The organism is Proteus columbae (assembly GCF_009914335.1).
GTDB lineage: Bacteria > Pseudomonadota > Gammaproteobacteria > Enterobacterales > Enterobacteriaceae > Proteus.
The window spans coordinates 179,796-201,103 of sequence record NZ_CP043925.1; the positions used below are offsets into that span (position 1 = coordinate 179,796).

Annotated in this window: 19 protein-coding genes; 15 read left to right on the forward strand and 4 right to left on the reverse strand. The window is 39.6% G+C overall.

All coding sequences use genetic code 11. The annotated features are described in order from the left end of the window. Nucleotides 1–62: 62 nt before the first annotated feature. Entirely contained in the window at nucleotides 63–332 is a 270-nt protein-coding gene (locus F1325_RS00915; RefSeq protein WP_109372746.1) for a type II toxin-antitoxin system YafQ family toxin, read from the reverse strand. Then, nucleotides 333–581: a hypothetical protein gene (locus F1325_RS00920; protein WP_036914743.1), complete on the reverse strand. Its 249-nt coding sequence runs from the start codon at nucleotides 579–581 to the stop codon at nucleotides 333–335. A 172-nt stretch (nucleotides 582–753) separates the two neighbouring features. On the opposite strand from F1325_RS00920, the gene rep reads away from it, so the two are divergent. Continuing rightward, entirely contained in the window at nucleotides 754–2,778 is a 2,025-nt protein-coding gene (rep, locus tag F1325_RS00925; protein ID WP_160229884.1) for a DNA helicase Rep, read from the forward strand. 77 nt (nucleotides 2,779–2,855) lie between these two features. Here rep and gppA read toward each other — a convergent pair whose 3' ends face one another. Next, a complete protein-coding gene (gene gppA / locus F1325_RS00930; RefSeq protein ID WP_109372744.1) occupies nucleotides 2,856–4,364 on the reverse strand; it encodes a guanosine-5'-triphosphate,3'-diphosphate diphosphatase in 1,509 nt (502 codons plus the stop codon). 3 nt (nucleotides 4,365–4,367) lie between these two features. Beyond that, complete coding sequence (gene rhlB, locus F1325_RS00935; RefSeq protein WP_160229885.1) at nucleotides 4,368–5,672, reverse strand: ATP-dependent RNA helicase RhlB; 1,305 nt, start codon at nucleotides 5,670–5,672, stop codon at nucleotides 4,368–4,370. 119 nt (nucleotides 5,673–5,791) lie between these two features. Between rhlB and trxA the strand changes: the two genes are divergently transcribed. The 14 genes from trxA to wecG all read left to right on the forward strand — a co-directional run bounded on the left by trxA (nucleotide 5,792) and on the right by wecG (nucleotide 21,272). Continuing rightward, nucleotides 5,792–6,118 carry a thioredoxin TrxA gene (gene trxA, locus F1325_RS00940; RefSeq protein WP_006535838.1) on the forward strand — a complete coding sequence of 109 codons (327 nt, stop codon included), beginning with the start codon at nucleotides 5,792–5,794 and terminating at the stop codon, nucleotides 6,116–6,118. A 567-nt stretch (nucleotides 6,119–6,685) separates the two neighbouring features. After that, entirely contained in the window at nucleotides 6,686–7,945 is a 1,260-nt protein-coding gene (rho, locus tag F1325_RS00945) for a transcription termination factor Rho (protein WP_023583649.1), read from the forward strand. Between the two features lie 409 nt (nucleotides 7,946–8,354). Further along, a complete protein-coding gene (gene wecA, locus F1325_RS00950; protein WP_109372742.1) occupies nucleotides 8,355–9,443 on the forward strand; it encodes a UDP-N-acetylglucosamine--undecaprenyl-phosphate N-acetylglucosaminephosphotransferase in 1,089 nt (362 codons plus the stop codon). Nucleotides 9,444–9,467: 24 nt separating this feature from the next. Next, nucleotides 9,468–10,526 carry an ECA polysaccharide chain length modulation protein gene (gene wzzE / locus F1325_RS00955; protein WP_109372741.1) on the forward strand — a complete coding sequence of 353 codons (1,059 nt, stop codon included), beginning with the start codon at nucleotides 9,468–9,470 and terminating at the stop codon, nucleotides 10,524–10,526. Between the two features lie 127 nt (nucleotides 10,527–10,653). Continuing rightward, nucleotides 10,654–11,784 carry a non-hydrolyzing UDP-N-acetylglucosamine 2-epimerase gene (wecB, locus tag F1325_RS00960; RefSeq protein ID WP_069369918.1) on the forward strand — a complete coding sequence of 377 codons (1,131 nt, stop codon included), beginning with the start codon at nucleotides 10,654–10,656 and terminating at the stop codon, nucleotides 11,782–11,784. Then, entirely contained in the window at nucleotides 11,781–13,043 is a 1,263-nt protein-coding gene (gene wecC, locus F1325_RS00965; protein WP_109372740.1) for a UDP-N-acetyl-D-mannosamine dehydrogenase, read from the forward strand. The genes wecB and wecC overlap by 4 nt, the downstream gene beginning before the upstream one ends. Further along, complete coding sequence (gene rffG, locus F1325_RS00970) at nucleotides 13,040–14,107, forward strand: dTDP-glucose 4,6-dehydratase (RefSeq protein ID WP_109372763.1); 1,068 nt, start codon at nucleotides 13,040–13,042, stop codon at nucleotides 14,105–14,107. The genes wecC and rffG overlap by 4 nt, the downstream gene beginning before the upstream one ends. A 21-nt stretch (nucleotides 14,108–14,128) precedes the next feature. After that, complete coding sequence (gene rfbA / locus F1325_RS00975; protein WP_109372739.1) at nucleotides 14,129–15,010, forward strand: glucose-1-phosphate thymidylyltransferase RfbA; 882 nt, start codon at nucleotides 14,129–14,131, stop codon at nucleotides 15,008–15,010. Next, on the forward strand, nucleotides 14,988–15,701 hold the full coding sequence (gene rffC / locus F1325_RS00980; RefSeq protein WP_109372738.1) for a dTDP-4-amino-4,6-dideoxy-D-galactose acyltransferase: 714 nt from the start codon (nucleotides 14,988–14,990) through the stop codon (nucleotides 15,699–15,701). The genes rfbA and rffC overlap by 23 nt, the downstream gene beginning before the upstream one ends. 1 nt (nucleotide 15,702) lies before the next feature. Continuing rightward, entirely contained in the window at nucleotides 15,703–16,833 is a 1,131-nt protein-coding gene (gene rffA, locus F1325_RS00985; RefSeq protein WP_109372737.1) for a dTDP-4-amino-4,6-dideoxygalactose transaminase, read from the forward strand. Between the two features lie 2 nt (nucleotides 16,834–16,835). Next, nucleotides 16,836–18,092: a lipid III flippase WzxE gene (wzxE, locus tag F1325_RS00990; RefSeq protein ID WP_109372736.1), complete on the forward strand. Its 1,257-nt coding sequence runs from the start codon at nucleotides 16,836–16,838 to the stop codon at nucleotides 18,090–18,092. Further along, nucleotides 18,089–19,174 (forward strand): TDP-N-acetylfucosamine:lipid II N-acetylfucosaminyltransferase, encoded by a 1,086-nt coding sequence (locus tag F1325_RS00995; RefSeq protein ID WP_109372735.1) that lies wholly within the window; start codon nucleotides 18,089–18,091, stop codon nucleotides 19,172–19,174. Before wzxE ends, F1325_RS00995 begins: the two co-directional genes overlap by 4 nt. Further along, nucleotides 19,171–20,535, forward strand: a complete 1,365-nt coding sequence (gene wzyE / locus F1325_RS01000) for an ECA oligosaccharide polymerase (RefSeq protein WP_109372734.1) — start codon at nucleotides 19,171–19,173, stop codon at nucleotides 20,533–20,535. The genes F1325_RS00995 and wzyE overlap by 4 nt, the downstream gene beginning before the upstream one ends. Next, the gene (wecG, locus tag F1325_RS01005) at nucleotides 20,535–21,272 is read left to right on the forward strand and encodes a lipopolysaccharide N-acetylmannosaminouronosyltransferase (protein WP_099076342.1); all 738 of its coding nucleotides are present in this window, start codon (nucleotides 20,535–20,537) and stop codon (nucleotides 21,270–21,272) included. Before wzyE ends, wecG begins: the two co-directional genes overlap by 1 nt. Nucleotides 21,273–21,308: the final 36 nt, after the last annotated feature.

Here is a 21,308-nt window from a genome sequence, read left to right on the forward strand (position 1 = left end):
ATAAGTACTAAATATTTTTAAAAAGATAAAAACCACATATCTATCAATTTGATATGCGGTTTTTATTTAAATAAATCAGAATGTGAACCAGTTCTTTCAAAATGGACTGTATCATCTTCTATTTTATAAATAAGTAGCCAATCAGGTTCAATATGAAGATCTCGACGAGGTTTCCAATTCCCGGTTAATGGATGGTCTTTCAATTGAATTGGTAGTCGCCCTCCTTGCATTAATAGCAGCATAATATCTTTTAGTTTATTGATATCCTTCCCACGTTTTTCTGCGAGTTTTAAATCTTTTTTGAATTGCCCTGAATAGCTAATTTTTCGCATTTAGATATCCAATTTTTTGAATAAATCATTGGCATCTTTGGCATAAAAAACATCATCACCTTTATCTGTTTTTGCAAAAGTTTTTAATGTTTTTTCATTTGGTTGGGTTTGATTACTTTCCACATAAACTCGAATGAGATCTCTTAAAATTTGAGAGGCAGGTCTGTGTTTATTTCGAGCTATTGCAACAAAAGCCTCTTTGAGTTCAACATCAATTTTAGTGGCTATTAATTCGCTTTTTATACTCATAATATACCTCCTTATTTGTTTAAATATCATACAGAGTAAAACTTTATTAAACAAGGTTAAACTTCGTTTTACTTAGATAAAATGAAGTTCAAAAAACCGAACCATCTTTCTATGCACTTTCTGCTACAATTATCCCCCGTTATGTTCTTGGTTAATGAAGTTTGGAAAAAGTATGCGATTAAATCCCGGTCAGCAAAAAGCAGTAGAATATGTGTCAGGCCCTTGTTTGGTCTTGGCTGGTGCGGGATCGGGTAAGACACGGGTTATTACCAATAAAATTGCACATCTTATTCGTCAATGCCAATACCCAGCAAAGCAGATTGCGGCGGTAACTTTTACTAATAAAGCCGCACGTGAAATGAAAGAGCGTGTTGCTCAAACCTTAGGTCGCCAAGAAGCGAAAGGATTAATGATCTCAACGTTTCATACCTTGGGATTAGAAATTATTAAACGTGAATATAAAGAACTAGGTATTAAAGCTAAATTTTCATTGTTTGATGATCAAGACCAATCTGCATTACTTAAAGAATTAACGGCTGATTTATTAGAAGAAGATAAAGATTTGCTGTCTCAGTTAAAGAGCCAAATCTCTAACTGGAAAAATGACATGCTCACGCCAGAGCAAGCAATAGGAATAGCGAAATCGCAACAAGATCATACTTTTGCCGAATGTTTTCGACGTTATGAACAACATCTGCGTAGTTGTAATGTGCTCGATTTTGATGACTTAATTAGTCGACCAACTATGTTATTGCGCACGAATGAAGAAGTGAGAGAGCGCTGGCAAAGACGCATCCGTTATTTGCTGGTGGATGAATATCAAGACACCAATACCAGCCAATATGAATTAGTGAAATGGTTGGTGGGTGAACGAGCGCGTTTTACCGTTGTGGGTGATGATGACCAATCCATTTATTCATGGCGTGGGGCTCGTCCTCAAAATTTAGTGTTGTTACAAAAAGATTTCCCTCAACTTAATGTCATTAAACTCGAGCAAAATTATCGATCTTCGGGGCGTATTTTAAAATCTGCCAATATCTTGATTGAAAATAATCCCCATGTTTTCGAAAAACGCTTATTTTCAGAGTTAGGTTATGGTGATGAACTTCGTGTTTTAACGGCAAATAATGAAGAGCACGAAGCGGAGCGTGTCGCGGGTGAATTAATTGCGCATCACTTTATTAATAAAACCAATTATAAGGATTACGCGATACTTTATCGTGGTAATCACCAGTCTCGTATTTTTGAAAAATACTTGATGCAAAATCGCATTCCTTATCGTATTTCGGGTGAAACCTCCTTTTTTTCACGAGAAGAGATAAAAGATATCCTTGCCTATTTACGAGTCATTACTAATCCTGATGATGATGCGGCATTTTTACGTATTGTGAATAAGCCTCGTCGTGAAATCGGCCCTATGACAATTCAAAAATTAGGTGAGTGGGCAAAAGTTCGAGATAAAAGCTTATACAATGCCTGTTTTGATTTGGGGCTAAGCCAAACATTAACAGGTCGAGGTTTGAATTCATTACAAGCATTTTCGCAATGGATGTCGCGTATAGTACAAAAATCAGAGCGCGAACCACTGTTAGCTGTACGTGATTTATTGCATGAAATGGATTATGAAAGTTGGTTATATGAAACCTCAAGTAGCGCAAAAGCGGCTGAAATGAGGATGAAAAATATTAATCAGCTATTTTTATGGATGAGTGAAATGCTTGAAGGTGATGAATTGCATGAACCGATGACGCTTTCTCAAGTCGTTAATCGTTTTACCTTGCGCGATATGATGGAGCGAGGAGAAACAGAAGAAGAGTTAGATCAAGTTCAGTTAATGACATTACATGCCTCTAAAGGTCTTGAGTTCCCTCATGTGTTTTTAGTGGGGATGGAAGAGGGCATATTGCCACACCAAAGCAGTATTGATGAAGATAATGTAGACGAAGAAAGACGTCTTGCTTATGTGGGCATTACTCGAGCACAAAAAACCCTCACGTTTACGTTATGTAAGGAAAGGCGCCAATACGGTGAATTAATCAAACCTGAACCGAGCCGTTTTCTTTATGAATTACCTCAAGATGATTTGAATTGGGATACCAATAAAAAGAAAGTGTTAAGTGCTGAGGAAAAACAAGAGAAAGGGCAAAAAGGTGTTGCAGGATTAAGAGCTATGTTGGCAAGGCATAAACCTGAATAGCATAGAGAGTTGTCGATAAAACTAACCCCTTGGCATATTGATGTCCAAGGGGTTTTATTTTTGTATAAATAAAAAAGTTAACTTATACGAGAGCTATTTTGTTCTTCAATCATTAAAGACCAATGGACATAACTCTGAAGTTGGATCTCTTCTTGGAGATTTTCAGCACGTAACGGATGCTCATTAAGCCATTGATATGGCAGTGTAATAATGAGCTTTTCATCTTCAGTGCGTAATCGTAATGCAGGAAGCGTATCATCACGGCGACGGCTAGCAAAAATGATGGCTAATCGCAGTAAACGCACCAGTCGATTGGCTTGAGTTATCGGTAGGGCATTTTGATGATTAAGAGGTGCAAGATCGATGATCCCTGTTTGGTTTTTTAGCAAAGAAGCTAATAAACGTCGTTGCGCCGGTGTATATCCTGGTAAATCAAGATGAGAGATCAGATAGCTTGCATGTGAAGGTGCTTGGCGGAAATCAACACTTAGGCCAATTTCATGTAATGCACTAGCGCTATTAAGCAACTCACGGCAACGATTATCTAACTGCCAACTCTTGCTGACTTGGATAAAAAAGTGTTCTGCAAGTTGTTGAACTCGGTGTGCTTGCTCAATATCAATCTGAAACCGACGTTGGACATTACGAAGAGTACGTTGGCGAATGTCTTGCTCAATAGGAAGATGCAACATTCCATAGACTAAGCCTTCTCGTAATGCACCACCTGCTAAGATCATATTGTCGATATGCAGTGTTTCAAATATGGCGATTAAGATAGCAAGCCCACTCGGAAACACTAAGGCTCGTTCAAAAGTAAGCCCTTCAATTTCCAATTCTTCCAGTTTTCCACATTCAATGGCTTTGTGTTTGAGCCGCTCAAGCTTAGGTAAGGTGATTAATTCATCCATACCTTGAGCAATCATGATCTCTTGCAACGCCTGTACAGTACCAGAGGCGCCCACACACACTTGCCAGCCTTGCTCAATTAATTTATCCGCCACTGGGGCGAGTATCGCTTTGGCTGCGTCTTGTGCTTTAGCAAAATTTTCTTGAGTTAAAGAGCGATCAGTAAAATAGCGCTCTAACCAAGTTACACAGCCCATACTTAAGCTCATTAATTGTGTCGTTTTAGCGCCAGTACCTGTAACCAACTCTGTGCTGCCACCACCAATATCGACAACTAAACGTTGCTCTGCACCACCAGTGGTATGTGCAACGCCACGATAGATAAGGCGTGCTTCTTCCTCACCACTAATAACATGAACAGTATTGCCCAATATTTCAGATGCTTTTGCGACAAAAATATCTGCATTTTTAGCAATACGTAATGTGGCTGTTGCTACGACTCTGATTTGTTCAGTCGGAATATCACGTAGATATTCAGAAAAAAGTCGTAAACATTGCCAACCGCGTTCCATTGCCTGCTCTGACAATTCATTTTCACTGTTTAGGCCAGCAGCGAGTCGAACTTTACGTTTCACGCGGGAAAGAACTTGTATAGAGCCCGCGATTTCTCGAACGACTAACATATGAAAACTGTTAGAACCTAAATCAATAGCAGCATAAAGTGATGAGGATTTCAGCATAATTTATGGATGACTCGGGCGTTTATTTCGGTTGTTACGTTGAGTATTATTTCCTCTATTATTTCGCACTGGCGCATTATTGCGACGAGGCTGACCTTGGCGAGGACGGTGACGGCGTTTAGGCTCAGGAAGATCAGCTAATAACGCATCACTATTATATTTACTCACAGGAATAGCATGTTGAATATAAGTCTCAATTGCTGGTAAATTCAGTGCATATTCTTCACATGCAAGGCTGATTGAGTTACCACTATTTCCAGCACGCCCTGTTCTACCAATACGATGAACATAATCTTCACAATCATCAGGTAAATCATAGTTAAAAACATGCGTTACTGATGGAATATGAAGACCTCTAGCAGCAACGTCAGTGGCAACCAGAATATCAATATTACCTTGGGTAAAATCTTCTAAAATGCGTAGACGCTTTTTCTGAGGAACATCACCTGTTAATAAACCCACGCGGTGTCCATCTGCGGCAAGGTGTGCCCAAATGTCATCACAACGATGTTTTGTATTGGCGAAAATGATACAGCGATCTGGCCATTCTTCTTCAATTAATGTTTGAAGAAGACGCATTTTCTCTTCATTTGAAGGATAAAAGAGTTCTTCTTTTATGCTAAAACCTGTTTTTTGTTCAGGTTCAACTTCAACATATTCAGGGTTATTCATCTGCTCAAAAGCCAGTTCTCTGACGCGGTAAGAAAGCGTTGCAGAAAACAGCATATTCATACGCTCAGCCGCAACTGGCATACGACGGAAAATCCAACGAATATCTTTAATAAAGCCGAGATCGTACATTCTGTCAGCTTCATCAAGTACCACAACTTGGATTGCGCTAAGGTTAATATGGCCTTGTTTAACGTAATCAATTAAACGACCTGTTGTGCCAATAACAATATCGACACCATTACTTAATACTTTGAGTTGTTCGTCATAGCCATCGCCACCATAGGCGAGACCCATTTTAATCCCTGTATTTTGCGCAAGCTCTTTAGCATCAGAATAAATCTGCACGGCTAATTCACGTGTTGGCGCCATAATAAGTGCACGAGGTTGATTGGTTTCATGCCCTTCTTTAGCAGGGTGTGTTAAAAGATAATGAAACGTTGAGGTTAAAAACGCCAACGTTTTGCCTGTTCCTGTTTGGGCTTGCCCGGCAATGTCTTGACCTTTCACAGTGATAGGTAACGTCAATGCCTGAATTTGTGTACAATTAGAGAACCCTTTTTTCTCAAGGGCTTCTATCACTTTTGGATGCAAGGCGAAGTCGGAAAACTTCTTTTCTGTCAAATATGTTTTGCTCATAATGTAATAGAATATCAGTTATGGGTTGCATTACAAAAGTTTATCCGCTGAAATGCAGACAGACTTTTGTTATTTAATGTTACACTGGTACGGTCAATATTATTCTTTGGAGTAGAACAATGAGCGATAAAATCCTTCACTTATCTGACAGCAAATTCGATGCTGATGTATTAAATGCAACCGGCCCTGTGCTCGTTGATTTCTGGGCTGAATGGTGTGGCCCATGTAAAATGATTGCTCCTATTCTAGATGAAGTTGCAACAGAATACGCTGGTAAATTAACAGTTGCTAAGCTAAACATCGATCAAAACCCGCTGACAGCACCAAAATACGGTATTCGCGGTATTCCTACACTGATTTTATTCAAAAACGGTGCAGTTGCTGCGACTAAAGTAGGCGCATTGTCAAAAACTCAACTGAAAGAGTTTTTAGACGAAAATATCTAATTTGATTTAGATATCAAAAATAAAAGTAGGACGTTTAGACCTTGTCAGTATTTCTGTTATTGACAGCTAGACGTCCGCTTCGAAGCATGATAAGTTAGCGCCACTTACTTACATAATATATCGGATCTACTTGTCAATATGATTAGACATGATTAAATAAGTCTGAGATATTGAATATCAAGCGTGCAAAGTAATAGAATTGAATAACATGATATGATATTTAATCTAATATGATATTTAATATAAGTAATCTGAATTCATCTAACCAGTCAAGTTGCCTTAGAATAATCTATAGTATTCAGGGAATATAAATTTTTCCAAAGTATGTTCCTAACCCATAAGTTGAAAGTACACTCATACATCGCGAAAATGAATGTCACTTTTCTGGGATAAAGCAGACTGGTCTAATAGTATTAACACTCTCTAACATTATCATTTTAGTTATACCCTTATGTTAGAAAGTTATAATCTGTAATTTTACACATGACGAAACTGACAGCGATTCGCTGTTATACTATTCACGTTCATAGTTCGAGAGTTACCCCGAGTTATTAAGAACCCACCATTATGAATCTTACCGAATTAAAAAATACGCCGGTATCAGAACTGATAGCACTTGGCGAAAATATGGGGCTAGAGAATCTGGCTCGAATGAGAAAGCAAGACATTATTTTCTCTATCTTGAAGCAACACGCGAAAAGTGGAGAAGATATTTTCGGTGACGGTGTGCTGGAAATATTGCAGGATGGCTTCGGCTTCCTACGTTCCGCAGACAGTTCCTACCTTGCTGGTCCCGATGATATCTACGTTTCTCCAAGTCAAATTCGCCGTTTTAACCTTCGCACTGGTGACACCATCGCAGGGAAAATTCGTCCTCCTAAAGAAGGTGAACGCTATTTTGCCCTCCTAAAAGTTAATGAAGTTAACTTTGATAAACCAGAAAATGCCCGCAGTAAAATCCTCTTTGAAAACTTAACACCTTTACATGCTAATAATCGTTTACGCATGGAACGTGGTAATGGTTCAACAGAAGACTTAACCGCGCGTGTTCTTGACTTAGCGGCACCAATTGGCCGTGGTCAACGTGGTCTTATCGTTGCTCCACCAAAAGCAGGTAAAACCATGTTGCTGCAAAACATTGCAGCAAATATTGCTCATAACTACCCAGATTGCGTATTAATGGTACTTCTGATTGATGAACGTCCAGAAGAAGTGACAGAAATGCAACGCTTAGTAAAAGGGGAAGTTATTGCTTCAACCTTTGACGAGCCAGCTTCTCGCCACGTACAAGTTGCAGAAATGGTGATTGAAAAAGCGAAGCGTTTAGTTGAGCATAAAAAAGACGTTATCATCCTGTTAGACTCCATCACACGTTTAGCGCGTGCTTATAACACAGTTGTTCCTTCATCAGGTAAAGTGTTAACAGGTGGTGTGGATGCAAACGCATTACATCGTCCTAAACGTTTCTTCGGTGCAGCTCGTAATGTTGAAGAAGGTGGTAGCTTGACTATCATTGCAACAGCATTAGTCGATACGGGTTCTAAGATGGACGAAGTTATCTACGAAGAATTTAAGGGTACAGGTAATATGGAATTACACCTGTCTCGTAAAATTGCTGAGAAACGTGTTTTCCCTGCGATTGATTACAATCGTTCTGGTACACGTAAAGAAGAGTTACTGACGTCTCAAGATGAGCTACAAAAAATGTGGATCCTGCGTAAAATTATTCATCCAATGGGTGAAATTGACGCAATGGAATTCCTCATTAACAAGTTAGCAATGACTAAGACAAATGAAGAATTCTTCGACTTTATGAAACGTTCATAAAGGGTATTAGCAAAGTGATTGAGCTGAGAATAGGATATAAAATATTAAAATAGTGTGCTCTGTTACAGAATAAGTAATATCACCTCAATTTATATGCTGTTAAGCTCATTTACTTTGTAAGAATGACGATATGATGAAAACGCCACAATAGTTGTGGCGTTTTTTTGTTTTTTATGAATGTAATTCAATTTTAGATTGCAATATTTTAGCGAGATGTTGGTATATATATTGCATGTTTTGGTAATTGATAAAAATAGCGATGGCATCAATAAAAATAGTTAAGGAAAACTTATAATTGATGAAGGGTGGTGGGTTTTGAATGAACTCGTCGTGGTGAAGCTGGAAAAAAGAATAAAAACACATGGAAGCGTAAAATAACCAGCTATATTTATTATAGAGAACAAGTACTGTGGATATACTAAAAATGAGCACAAGCGTTTTTTATGTGTTCTTATTTTCTTTCGCTTTTTTATTTTTGGCTCGTAAAATTGCAAAGAAAATTGGACTCGTGGATAAACCGAATTATCGTAAAAAACATCATGGATTGATCCCCTTAGTTGGCGGAATATCAGTCTATTTTGGTATTGTTTTCGCATTTTATATTGCAGATATCTATATTCCTCATAAGGAATTGTATCTGGCTTGTGCGGGACTTCTTGTTTTTATTGGCGCTTTAGATGATCGCTTTGATATTAGTGTCAAAATTAGAGCTACAATTCAAGCTTTTGTTGGGATCGTGATGATGGTGGGTGCAGGGTTAAAACTCGACACACTGGGTCATGCTTTTGGTCCTTGGGAAATGCATTTAGGGCCTTTCGGCTATATTGTTACACTTTTCGCTGTTTGGGCAGCAATCAATGCCTTTAATATGGTTGATGGTATTGATGGGTTATTAGGTGGTCTTTCTTGTGTCTCTTTTGGCGCGCTTGGTATTTTATTATATCAAAGTGGCAATTCAGCTCTTGCATTCTGGTGCTTCTCATTTATCGCGGCAATTTTACCTTATATCCTTTTAAACTTAGGGTTTTGCGGTAAAAAATTCAAAGTCTTTATGGGAGATGCGGGAAGTACATTGATTGGATTTACCATTATTTGGTTATTGGTCGCATCAACACAAGCTCAACCTCGCCCTGTTAAAGCGGTAACCGCACTATGGATAATTGCTATTCCTCTTATGGATATGGTGGCAATTATGTACCGTCGTTTACGCAAAGGGATGAGCCCTTTCTCACCAGACCGTCAACATATCCACCACTTGATTATGCGTGCAGGGTTTACCTCTCGCCAAGCCTTTATTTTAATTACGTTGGCTGCAGCTTTATTAGCCGCGATTGGTATTATCGGTCAAAACCTATCATTTGTACCTGAATGGTTTATGTTGGCATTATTCTTGCTTGCATTTGTTATGTATGGTTATTGTATTAAACGCGCGTGGCGAGTCGCTCGTTTTATTAAACGACATAAGCGCCGCTTACGTAGAGCAACACAACAGCATTAATATAAGCAGAGGTTTTTTAACGTGATGAACTCGGAAAATAACGCCTCCCGACAGGGTGAACAGCCAGATAATGAACTCGATATTCGAGGTCTTTTTTGTGCACTTTGGTCAGGAAAAAGCTGGATTATAGGGTTCGCTCTGCTTTTTGCAGTGATTGCACTCGGTGCATCTTATTTGATGCAACCTAAATGGAGTGCAATTGCAATGACAGAGAAACCAACGATTAATAACTTAGGCAGTTATTATTCGCAATCTCAGTTTTTGCGCAATCTTGATACACAGATTAATCCTGCTGCACAAACCTCAGCTTTAACTATTTCAGATGAAGCTTATCAAGAGTTTATTACTCAAATCGCGGCGTTTGATACACGTCGTGAATTTTGGTTGCAAACGGATTATTTCAAACAGCGCAAAGAGAGTGATGAACAGGCTAATGCTGCGTTATTGGATGAGTTAATTAACAATATTCAATTTACGCCTGCCGATGAGAAAAAATTAGTCAATGATCAACTAAAACTTATTGCGGAAACATCAAAAGAAGCGAGCCAATTATTAAATGAGTATATTGCTTTTGCTAATAAGAGAGCAGCTACCCATCTTAATGATGAAGTGATAACAGCTTGGGCAACTAGAACTCAATCAATGAAAGCGCTAGTTAAACGTCAAGAAATGGCGGCTCAATCTGCGTATCAACGCCAAATTAACTTATTAGAGCAATCAATCAAAGTGGCTGAGAAACAAGGCATTTCTCAAAAACAAACCTCGATTGCGATTGATGAGTTACCAGATTCTAAACTGTTTTTGTTGGGTGTCCCTCTGTTGCAATCACAGCTAGAAACTTTAGTAGCAACAGGTGCTGATTTTGATAGTGATTATGATCAAAATACGGCAATGTTAGCGACCCTTGCTGTGGGCGCCAAATTACAAGATAGTTTCCAAACTTACCGTTTTCTACGTACCCCTGAAGATCCTGTGAAACGTGATAGTCCTCGCCGTGCCTTTATGATGGTACTTTGGGGCGCTATTGGTATTTTAGCGGGTGCAGGTGTTGCATTAGTAAGACGCAGTTCATTAAAAAAATAATAATTAAATTTTGTCATTGATGACAATAACGAGACATCAGGTGTTTCGGCACTTGATGTATTGAGAATAAGGGCATATTGCTTTCCCAAAAATAAGCGATATAACAATGAAAAAAAAGAGAGCCACTGTGAAAGTGTTGACTGTTTTTGGCACACGCCCTGAAGCGATAAAAATGGCACCTTTAGTGCACGCTTTAGCAAATGATGATTCGTTTGAAGCGAAGGTATGTGTTACGGCCCAACATCGAGAAATGCTTGATCAGGTATTAAATCTTTTTGAGATCAAACCAGATTACGATCTCAATATTATGAAACCAGGACAAGATTTAACGGATATTACCTGTCGTATTTTAGAAGGGTTAAAACCGGTATTAGCGTCATTTCAACCTGATGTTGTTTTGGTACATGGTGATACAACAACGACCATGGCAGCAAGTTTAGCCGCATTTTATCAACGAATTCCCGTTGGTCATGTGGAGGCTGGGCTACGTACTGGCAATCTTTACTCCCCTTGGCCTGAAGAGGCAAACCGTACTATTGCAGGTCATCTTGCAATGTATCATTTCGCACCAACAGAAACTGCAAAATTAAATTTGGTACGAGAAGCGGTTGCGGATAAAAATATTTTTGTCACAGGGAATACGGTAATTGATGCGTTGTTTTGGGTAAGTGACAGAGTGATGGGCAATCAAACACTCTTAAATGAGCTTGCTGTAAACTATCCATTTATTCAGCCTGATAAGAAAATGATCTTGGTAACAGGACATCGTCGAGAAAGCTTTGGTGGTGGTTTTGAACGTATCTGCCAAGCTTTAGCTGAAATTGCATTAGCACACCCTGATGTAGAAGTTGTTTATCCTGTTCACTTAAATCCTAATGTGAGTGAGCCTGTTCAACGGATCCTTCATGGTATTGATAATATTAAGCTGATCCAGCCACAAGATTATCTCCCATTCGTTTATTTAATGAACCATGCTTACCTTATTTTGACCGACTCTGGTGGAATTCAAGAAGAAGCTCCTTCATTAGGTAAGCCTGTTCTTGTAATGCGAGACACAACAGAACGCCCAGAAGCTGTTGAAGCGGGCTCTGTTCGTTTAGTCGGAACAGATACTAAACGTATTGTTAGCGAAGTAACCTCTTTATTGACAGACGAAAACGCGTATCACCAAATGAGTAAGGCGACAAACCCTTACGGTGATGGTCATGCCTGCCAACGTATTCTTGAAGCATTGAAAAAAAATCAGGTGACATTATGAGTTTTGAAACTATTTCTGTTATCGGCCTCGGCTACATTGGTTTACCTACAGCGGCAGCTTTTGCCTCTCGTAAAAAAAGCGTCATCGGTGTTGATGTTAATCAGCATGCAGTTGATACGATTAATAAAGGTCAAATTCACATTGTTGAGCCTGATCTTGATAAAGTCGTTAAACAAGCGGTTGAAGAAGGTCATTTAAAAGCCTATACCACGCCACAGCCAGCAGATGCTTACCTTATTGCTGTACCTACACCATTTAAAGGTGAGCATGAGCCTGATTTGGCTTATGTTGAAGCAGCTGCCCGCTCTATCGCACCTGTACTGAAGAAAGGTGATCTTATTATTCTAGAATCAACCTCACCAGTTGGTTCTACTGAAAAAATGGCAGAGTGGTTAGCAGAAGCTCGCCCAGATTTAACTTTCCCTCATCAACAAGGTGAAGATGCTGATATCGATGTTGCTTACTGCCCTGAGCGTGTATTACCGGGTCAAGTGATGATTGAACTTATCCGCAATGACCGTGTTGTCGGTGGGATGAACCGTAAATCTTCAGAACGTGCGAGTGAATTGTACAAAATTTTCCTTGAAGGTGAATGTGTTATCACCAATGCACGTACCGCAGAAATGTGTAAGCTGACTGAAAATAGCTTCCGTGATGTTAATATTGCGTTTGCTAATGAATTATCACTGATCTGCGCTGACCAAGATATTAATGTGTGGGAGCTAATTAGCTTGGCGAACCGCCATCCTCGCGTCAATATTTTACAACCAGGTCCAGGCGTTGGCGGACACTGTATCGCTGTTGACCCTTGGTTTATCGTGTCACAAAATCCAAAACAATCCCGTTTAATTCACACTGCGCGTTTAGTCAATGATGGCAAACCTGTGTGGGTTATCGACCAAGTTAAAGCCGCTGTTGCAGATTGCCTTACTGAAACAGGTAAACGTGCAAACGAAATTAAAATTGCCTGCTTTGGTTTAGCCTTTAAGCCTAATATCGATGACTTACGTGAAAGCCCAGCGATGAATATCACTAAACAAGTTGCTGATTGGCACAGTGGTACTACGTTGGCGGTTGAACCTAATATTCATGAATTACCAACAAAACTGAAAGGGATCACAGAGTTAGTATCAACAGAACAAGCTCTGAAAGACGCTGATATTGTCTTAATGTTAGTTGATCACCAACAATTTAAGGCGATCCCTGGTAGTAAAATCACTCAAAAATGGATTGTAGATACTAAAGGAGTATGGCGTTGAAACGCATTCTAGTGACAGGCGGAGCCGGTTTTATTGGCTCTGCTGTTGTTCGACATATTATTGAAAACACCAATGACAGTGTTGTTGTGGTGGATAAACTAACTTATGCCGGTAATTTAGAGTCATTAGCAACTGTAGCCGACAGTGAACGTTATGCTTTTGAGCAAGTCGATATCTGTGATAGAGCCGAGCTTGACCGCTTATTTGCTCAATATCAGCCAGATGTTGTGATGCACTTGGCGGCAGAAAGCCATGTTGACCGCTCTATTGATGGTCCTGCTGCGTTTATTGAAACCAATATTGTTGGCACTTACACCTTATTGGAAGCAGCTCGCCACTTTTGGCAAGTTTTACCACAAGAAAAGAAAACGGCATTTCGTTTCCACCATATCTCAACCGATGAAGTGTATGGCGATTTAGAAGGCACAGACGACTTCTTCACTGAAACAACGCCTTATGCACCAAGTAGCCCATATTCTGCTTCTAAGGCCTCAAGTGACCACTTAGTGCGTGCTTGGTTACGAACTTATGGCTTACCAACTGTAATTACCAATTGCTCAAATAACTATGGTCCTTACCATTTTCCTGAAAAATTAATCCCATTAATTATCTTAAATGCGATTTCAGGAAAACCATTACCTGTTTATGGTAAAGGTGAACAGATCCGTGATTGGCTCTATGTTGAAGATCATGCTCGTGCGCTCTATTTAGTCGCAACAACGGCAACACCGGGTAAAACCTACAATATTGGCGGTCATAATGAGCGTCGTAATATTGATGTTGTGAAAACAATTTGTGCATTACTTGAAGAGCTATACCCGAACAAACCCGCAGGCGTTGCTCAATATGTTGATTTAATCACGTATGTGAAAGACAGACCGGGTCATGATCTGCGCTACGCCATTGATGCAGCGAAAATTGAAGCTGAATTAGGTTGGAAACCAGAAGAGACATTTGAATCAGGCATTCGTAAAACCGTGTTGTGGTATTTAAATAACGAAACTTGGTGGAAACGTGTGCTTGATGGCTCTTATGCAGGTGAACGTCTAGGGCTTGGGAACTGATTAAGTAAAGAAGGATAAATGATGAAAGGTATTATTTTAGCGGGTGGTTCTGGTACACGACTGCATCCGATAACCAAAGGGGTATCGAAGCAGTTATTGCCTATCTATGATAAGCCCATGATCTATTATCCGCTTTCAGTTCTGATGCTTGCTGGCATTCGAGATATTTTGATCATCACAACACCAGATGATATGACCTCATTTCAGCGCTTATTGGGTGATGGTTCTGCATTTGGTGTTCGTCTTCAATATAAAATTCAGCCATCTCCTGATGGCTTGGCCCAAGCCTTTATTTTGGGCGAGGAATTTATTGGTGATGACCATTGCTGTTTAGTTTTAGGCGATAATATCTATTTTGGTCAAGGGTTTAGTCCAAAATTGAAACAAGTTGCACAACGTGAACGTGGCGCAACCGTGTTTGGTTATCAAGTGATGGATCCTGAGCGATTTGGTGTCGTTGAATTTGACGATGATTTCAAAGTGTTATCCATTGAAGAGAAGCCAGAACAACCTAAGTCTAATTGGGCGGTGACAGGGCTTTATTTCTACGATAACCGTGTGGTTGATTTTGCCAAACGAGTCAAACCTTCGATTCGTGGTGAATTAGAAATTACGTCGATTAATCAGATGTATCTTGAATGTGGTGAGCTTAACGTTGAACTACTGGGACGTGGTTTTGCGTGGTTAGATACCGGAACTCACGATAGTTTAATTGAAGCCAGTACTTTTGTTCAAACCGTTGAAAAACGTCAAGGATTTAAAGTGGCGTGTCTTGAAGAGATTGCTTGGCGCAATGGTTGGCTCAGTGATGACCAAGTAAGAGAAAGCGCAAAATCACTGTCTAAAACAGGTTATGGCCGCTATCTATTGGATTTATTACATGTCCGTCCTCGCCAATATTAATTATCTTGAGTGGGAAAGCGAGTATTTCTCCCTCAAAACAGGGCGCCTTGAGTTTGATACACAAGCGCCCGTGTTAACAGACGAACAACTTGACGCTTTTGCTGTGGTTCAAGCTAAAGTCGCATCTCATGAGCTTTCTCTCATCGATAAACTCAGCCAATTAGGTTTTCAATTTGCGGAAGGTGAAATTGATTTTAAGCTTTCAATTGGCACAGAAAATGCTTGTAAGAAAGCGACGGAATATTGTTTTAGAAAAGCCAATGAAGATGATATCGATTTATTGATGGCAACGGCTTCAGAAGCTTTTGTACAAAGTCGTTTTAGAACACCTTGGTATCAAGAAGGCGATAGCAGTCGTTTTTATGCATTATGGGTTAAAAAAGCAGTGTTAGGTACGTTCGATGATATCTGTTTACTGACTTATGATGCTGAAAATAACGTGAGTGGTTTTGTCACTTTACGTCAAATATCTGAAAGTGAAGCAAGAGTGGGATTACTCGCAGTAATGCCCAACAGAATAGGGCAAGGCATTGGTAAACAACTGATGTCGGTCGCGAAGTTTTGGTGTCAACAACAAAGTATTTCAACCTTATATGTTGCAACACAGATCAGCAATATTGCAGCTTCGCGTTTATACACACACAGTGGGGGCTTAATAGAGAGCACCACTTATTGGTTATACAGGGGATAATATGATTCCGTTTAATAAACCACCCGTTGTCGGCACAGAATTAGAATATATGAAACAGGCTATGGAAAGTGGCAAGCTCTGTGGTGATGGCAATTTCACAAAGAAATGTGAAAAGTGGTTAGAAGAACAATTTCATTGTCATAAAACGCTGTTAACGCCTTCTTGTACAGCATCGCTTGAAATGGCTGCCATCTTATTAGATATCAAGCCTGGCGATGAAGTCATCATGCCAAGTTTTACCTTTGTTTCGACCTCTAATGCGTTTGTATTACGTGGCGCAACGATTGTTTTCGTTGATATTCGTCCAGATACTATGAATATTGATGAAACAAAAATTGAAGCAGCAATCACAAATAAAACGCGCGCGATAGTGCCCGTTCATTACGCAGGTGTTGCGTGTGAAATGGATACCATTATGGCGATTGCGAAAAGACATAATCTATTCGTGATTGAAGATGCTGCACAAGGTGTCATGTCAACTTACAAGGGCAAAGCGCTTGGCACGATTGGTCATATTGGTTGTTATAGTTTCCATGAGACTAAAAACTACTCATCAGGTGGTGAGGGTGGTGCAACGTTAATTAACGATCCTGAGTTAATCAATCGCGCAGAAGTTATCCGTGAAAAAGGCACTAACCGCAGCCAATTTTTCCGTGGTCAGGTAGATAAATATACTTGGCGAGATATTGGTTCTAGCTATTTAATGTCAGACTTACAAGCAGCTTATCTGTGGGCTCAACTTGAAGAAGCTGAAAAAATTAATGAGCGTCGTTTAGCATTTTGGCAGATTTACTATGATGCATTGACACCATTAGCAGAAAAAGGCTTATTGGCGCTTCCAATCGTTCCTGAAGGGTTAGAACACAATGCACATATGTTCTATATCAAACTGAAAGATATCGAGCAACGTACCGCGTTTAATGACTACATGAAAGAGCATGGTGTCTTAACGGTATTCCACTATGTATCATTACATACCAGCCCAGCAGGTATGAAGTTTGGTCGCTTTGACGGTGAAGATATTTTCACAACGCAAGAAAGTGAGCGTTTAGTGCGTTTACCTATGTTCTACAACATGACAGAAGAAGAGCAACAGACTGTTATTGGTCATATTCGCGACTTTTTTGCTTAATTATGTCATTAGCCAAAGCATCAATTTGGACAGCCGGATCAACCCTGATAAAAATCGGGGCTGGTCTGCTTGTCGTTAAGTTACTTGCTGTCTCTTTTGGTCCAACAGGAGTCGGATTAGCGGGTAACTTTCGTCAATTAATCACCGTACTAGGCGTCTTGTCTGGTGCGGGTATTTTTAATGGTGTGACGAAATTAATCGCACAATATCAAGATGATGATATTCAACGCAAAAAAGTGTTGGGTACTTCATCATCCATGATTTTGCTGTTTTCCACACTATTAGCTATTTTATTTCTTCTTTTTTCTGCTCCCATTAGCCAAGTGTTATTTGGTGATGATTATCATCAATATCAGGATATTGTAAGAGCTGTTGCTTTTATTCAAATGGGAATTGCATATAGCAACTATTTTCTTGCCATATTAAAAGGTTATCGTGATGCGCCAGGTAATGCCTTATCAGTGATTGCAGGTAGCATTATTGGTGTTTTTGCTTATTATTTATGCTATTTATTTGCGGGTTATCACGGTGCATTAATTGGGCTAGCATTAGTGCCTGCACTTATTTTATTTCCTGCTACATTTTTAGTAGTAAAGCGTAAACGCTTCGCGTTGAGTGAGCTGAAACCTCACTGGGATAAAGCGATTGCCAGCCATCTTGGCAAATTTACTATTATGGCTATTTTGACCTCTATTACGCTCCCAGTCGCTTATATCATGATGCGTAATCTATTGGCTAAATATTATAGCTGGGATGAGGTTGGGATTTGGCAAGGCGTGAGTAGCATTTCAGATGCTTACTTACAATTTATTACGGCATCTTTCTCAGTTTATTTACTGCCAACACTCTCTCGATTAACACAAAAGAGTGATATCACTAAAGAGATAGTAAAGTCGCTGAAGTTTGTATTACCTGCGGTTGCTGTTGCCAGCTTTATGGTGTGGTTATTACGTGATTTTGCGATTTGGTTACTGTTTTCAGATAAATTTGTCGCTATGCGTGATTTATTTGCATGGCAACTTGTCGGTGATGTTTTAAAAGTAGGCGCCTATGTCTTTGGCTATCTTGTCATTGCAAAAGCGGCACTACGTTTTTATATCCTTACAGAAGTAAGCCAGTTTGCCTTATTAACGCTATTTTCGCGTTGGCTTATTCCTGAGCATGGCGCACTGGGTGCAGCTCAAGCCTATATGGCAACGTATATTATTTACTTCCTTCTCTGTAGTTCTGTTTTCGTGATTTATTGCAGGCGCAAATGACAACTTTGATTTACGTACTAGGTTCAGACATTGTGCATCATAACAACACAATGTTACGGTTTTTTAACGACCACCTCGTGACTGAGGCGGGGTTAACGTATAAACCTCGTTTTATCGTTGCCAGTAAAAATACTTCACTGCAAGAAAGCTATCCAGCTTTAGATATTGAGTGTTTAGCTGATAAAAAGCAGGTTGCACAGAGAGTGGTTACATTGGCAAAAGCCGATACTCACCAACGATTCCTTTTTTTAGGTCAGTTTAATGCGCCTATTTGGTTGGCATTATTGACTGGCAAGATTAAACGTCATCAATTTTGGTGGCATATTTGGGGTGCTGATTTATATCAGGATTCTAAACAGCTAAAATTTAGACTCTTTTATCTTCTTCGTAAACTTGCTCAAAAGCGTGTGGGGCGAGTATTTGGTACACGAGGTGATCTAAATTACTTCGCGCAATTTAACGTTAATATTCCAGCCAGTTTGCTCTATTTCCCAACAAGAATGGATCCTGCGCTGACGGTAACAGAAAAAGCGCCTATTGATGAAAAAAAAATCACCATTATTGTGGGTAATTCAGGGGATAGATCGAATCGTCATATTGAAGCTTTACAGGCGATTGCAGAGCAATATGGAACACGCGCAAAAGTGATTATTCCAATGGGATATCCTGAAAATAATCACGTTTATATTGATGAAGTAACCCAAGCAGCTAGCCAGTTGCTTCCATATAATCAGGTTGAAATATTACGTGATAAATTGGCATTTGATGATTATCTTACGTTATTGAAAACATGTGATTTAGGCTATTTTATTTTCCATCGTCAACAAGGTATCGGCACGCTTTGTCTGCTTATTCAATTTGCGATCCCTTTTGTTATTAGTCGTCAAAACCCATTTTGGCAGGATTTAACTGAGCAAAATGTTCCTGTTTTTTTCTCGGGTGATAAATTAGATGTTGCGCTAATTGAAGAGGCTAAACGTCAATTGCTGATGCTTGATCGCCAAAATATTGCCTTCTTTGCACCTAATTTTACGGACGGATGGAAAGAGCTAATTGAGATGAGTACAGGAGAGCCGCAATGACATTGGCGGAACTGGGTGGCTTAGCACTTGTTTATTTTATCTCTTTAAGTTTTATTTTATTGCTGACTTATCAAGAGTTTCGTCGAGTTCGCTTTAATTTTAATGTTTTTTTCTCAATGCTCTATCTGCTGACCTTTTATTTTGGTTTTCCACTGACTTGTATGTTGGTATTCCAATTTGATGTCGCAGTTGTATCGGTTGATTCATTATTATACGCGCTATTAGCTTCTACCTGCTTCTATGCCATTTATTATGTCACTTATAAGGTAAGGTTGAGAAAACCGGCTAGCGGCCCTTCTAGGTCGTTATTTACCATGAATAGAGTAGAAACCAACCTCACTTGGATTTTATTGGCATTAATCGCATTTGTAACCGTCGGAATTTTCTTTCTGCAAAATGGCTTTTTACTCTTTAAGCTCAAAACGTATAGCCAAATTTTTTCAAGCCAAGTGTCAGGTGTCGCGCTTAAGCGCTTTTTCTATTTCTTTATTCCCGCAATGCTGGTGGTTTATTTCTTAAAACCCACGCAACAACGCTGGATTTTCTTCCTTTGTGCGACGGTAGGTTTTGGGATCTTAACTTACATTATCGTGGGTGGAACGCGCGCGAATATCATCATCGCTTTTGCGCTGTTTTTGTTTATCGGTATTGTTCGTGGCTGGATAACCTTGTGGATGCTGGTTGCAGCAGGGGTTATGAGTATCGTTGGAATGTTCTGGTTGGCATTAAAACGCTATGGTCTTGATGTGAGTGGTGCCGAGGCATTCTATACTTTCTTGTACCTTACTCGTGATACGTTCTCTCCTTGGGAAAACTTAGCGTTGTTACTTGATAACTATGACAAGATTGAGTTCCAAGGACTTGCTCCGATAATTCGTGATTTTTATGTTTTTATTCCTTCTTGGGTTTGGCCTGAACGCCCAGATGTTGTACTGAACTCTGCAAATTACTTTACGTGGGAAGTGCTTAATTACCATGCGGGTCTTGCTATTTCGCCAACCTTAATTGGCTCGTTGGTTGTGATGGGTGGCGTTGTCTTTATCCCATTAGGTGCCATCGTAGTCGGGTTGATTATTAAATGGTTTGATTGGCTATACCAGCAAGGGTTGAGTGAGAGCAATCGCTATAAGTCCGCTATCTTACAAGCTTTTTGCTTTGGGGCGATTTTTAATATGATTGTTTTAGCACGAGAAGGGGTCGATTCGTTCGTCTCTCGTGTTGTGTTCTTCTGTTTAATTTTTGGTTTATGTTTAGTGGTTGCAAAACTGCTTTATTGGTTATTTGAAAGTGCGGGATTGGTACGCAATTACGTGACTCGTCAACTACAAAGTGAACCTCGTTTAGAGAAAAAGGAAAAGTAATGGGATCCAATTCAATTCCGAAGTATTCAATCCGTGGACATAATATCTGGGGATTTCGCGATATGGCTCATTTTCTGGATTATCTCTATGAAGGAGCACAAATAAAAAGTGGCTCTCTGATTGCCATTAACGCAGAAAAAATTCTCACAGCAGAAACAGACTCAGCACTCAATGAGCTACTCAATGAAGCTGATTATCTTTATGCAGATGGTATCAGTGTTGTGCGAGGTATTCGTCGTAAATATCCTGATGCAAATGTTTCTCGTATTGCTGGTGCGGATTTATGGGAAGCGTTAATGGAAAGAGCAGGTAAAGAGGGAACACCTGTCTTTCTTGTCGGTGGTAAACCTGAAATTCTTTCGCAAACCGAAGATAAGCTTAAAGCACAGTGGAACGTAAACATTGTGGGTAGCCAGAACGGTTACTTCACACCACAAGATAGAGAGGCGTTATTTGAGCGTATAAAGGCCTCTGGTGCGAAGATAGTGACTATAGCCATGGGATCACCTAAGCAAGAGTTGTTTATTCGTGCATGTCGTGAAATTTATCCTGATGCATTATATATGGGTGTTGGTGGGACTTATGACGTGTTTACGGGTCATGTTAAGAGAGCACCAAAAGCATGGCAAAATCTTGGATTAGAGTGGTTATATCGTTTGTTATCACAACCAAGTCGAATTAAGCGTCAATTTAAGCTGCTAAAATTCGTTGGGTATTATTATTCCAATAAATTGTAATAGTAATAGCGTCTTTTTTGTTAGGTGGGGCTGATT

Bases quoted from the DNA above. Each gene is read 5' to 3' on its own strand.
- wzxE (WP_109372736.1), top strand. From the start codon at position 16,836: ATGTCATTAGCCAAAGCATCAATTTGGACAGCCGGATCAACCCTGATA.
- gppA (WP_109372744.1), bottom strand. From the start codon at position 4,364: ATGCTGAAATCCTCATCACTTTATGCTGCTATTGATTTAGGTTCTAAC.
- wzyE (WP_109372734.1), top strand. From the start codon at position 19,171: ATGACATTGGCGGAACTGGGTGGCTTAGCACTTGTTTATTTTATCTCT.
- rfbA (WP_109372739.1), top strand. From the start codon at position 14,129: ATGAAAGGTATTATTTTAGCGGGTGGTTCTGGTACACGACTGCATCCG.
- rffA (WP_109372737.1), top strand. From the start codon at position 15,703: ATGATTCCGTTTAATAAACCACCCGTTGTCGGCACAGAATTAGAATAT.
- wecC (WP_109372740.1), top strand. From the start codon at position 11,781: ATGAGTTTTGAAACTATTTCTGTTATCGGCCTCGGCTACATTGGTTTA.
- F1325_RS00920 (WP_036914743.1), bottom strand. From the start codon at position 581: ATGAGTATAAAAAGCGAATTAATAGCCACTAAAATTGATGTTGAACTC.
- rffC (WP_109372738.1), top strand. From the start codon at position 14,988: ATGTCCGTCCTCGCCAATATTAATTATCTTGAGTGGGAAAGCGAGTAT.
- F1325_RS00995 (WP_109372735.1), top strand. From the start codon at position 18,089: ATGACAACTTTGATTTACGTACTAGGTTCAGACATTGTGCATCATAAC.
- F1325_RS00915 (WP_109372746.1), bottom strand. From the start codon at position 332: ATGCGAAAAATTAGCTATTCAGGGCAATTCAAAAAAGATTTAAAACTC.
- wecG (WP_099076342.1), top strand. From the start codon at position 20,535: ATGGGATCCAATTCAATTCCGAAGTATTCAATCCGTGGACATAATATC.
- rep (WP_160229884.1), top strand. From the start codon at position 754: ATGCGATTAAATCCCGGTCAGCAAAAAGCAGTAGAATATGTGTCAGGC.
- trxA (WP_006535838.1), top strand. From the start codon at position 5,792: ATGAGCGATAAAATCCTTCACTTATCTGACAGCAAATTCGATGCTGAT.
- rho (WP_023583649.1), top strand. From the start codon at position 6,686: ATGAATCTTACCGAATTAAAAAATACGCCGGTATCAGAACTGATAGCA.
- rhlB (WP_160229885.1), bottom strand. From the start codon at position 5,672: ATGAGCAAAACATATTTGACAGAAAAGAAGTTTTCCGACTTCGCCTTG.
- wzzE (WP_109372741.1), top strand. From the start codon at position 9,468: ATGAACTCGGAAAATAACGCCTCCCGACAGGGTGAACAGCCAGATAAT.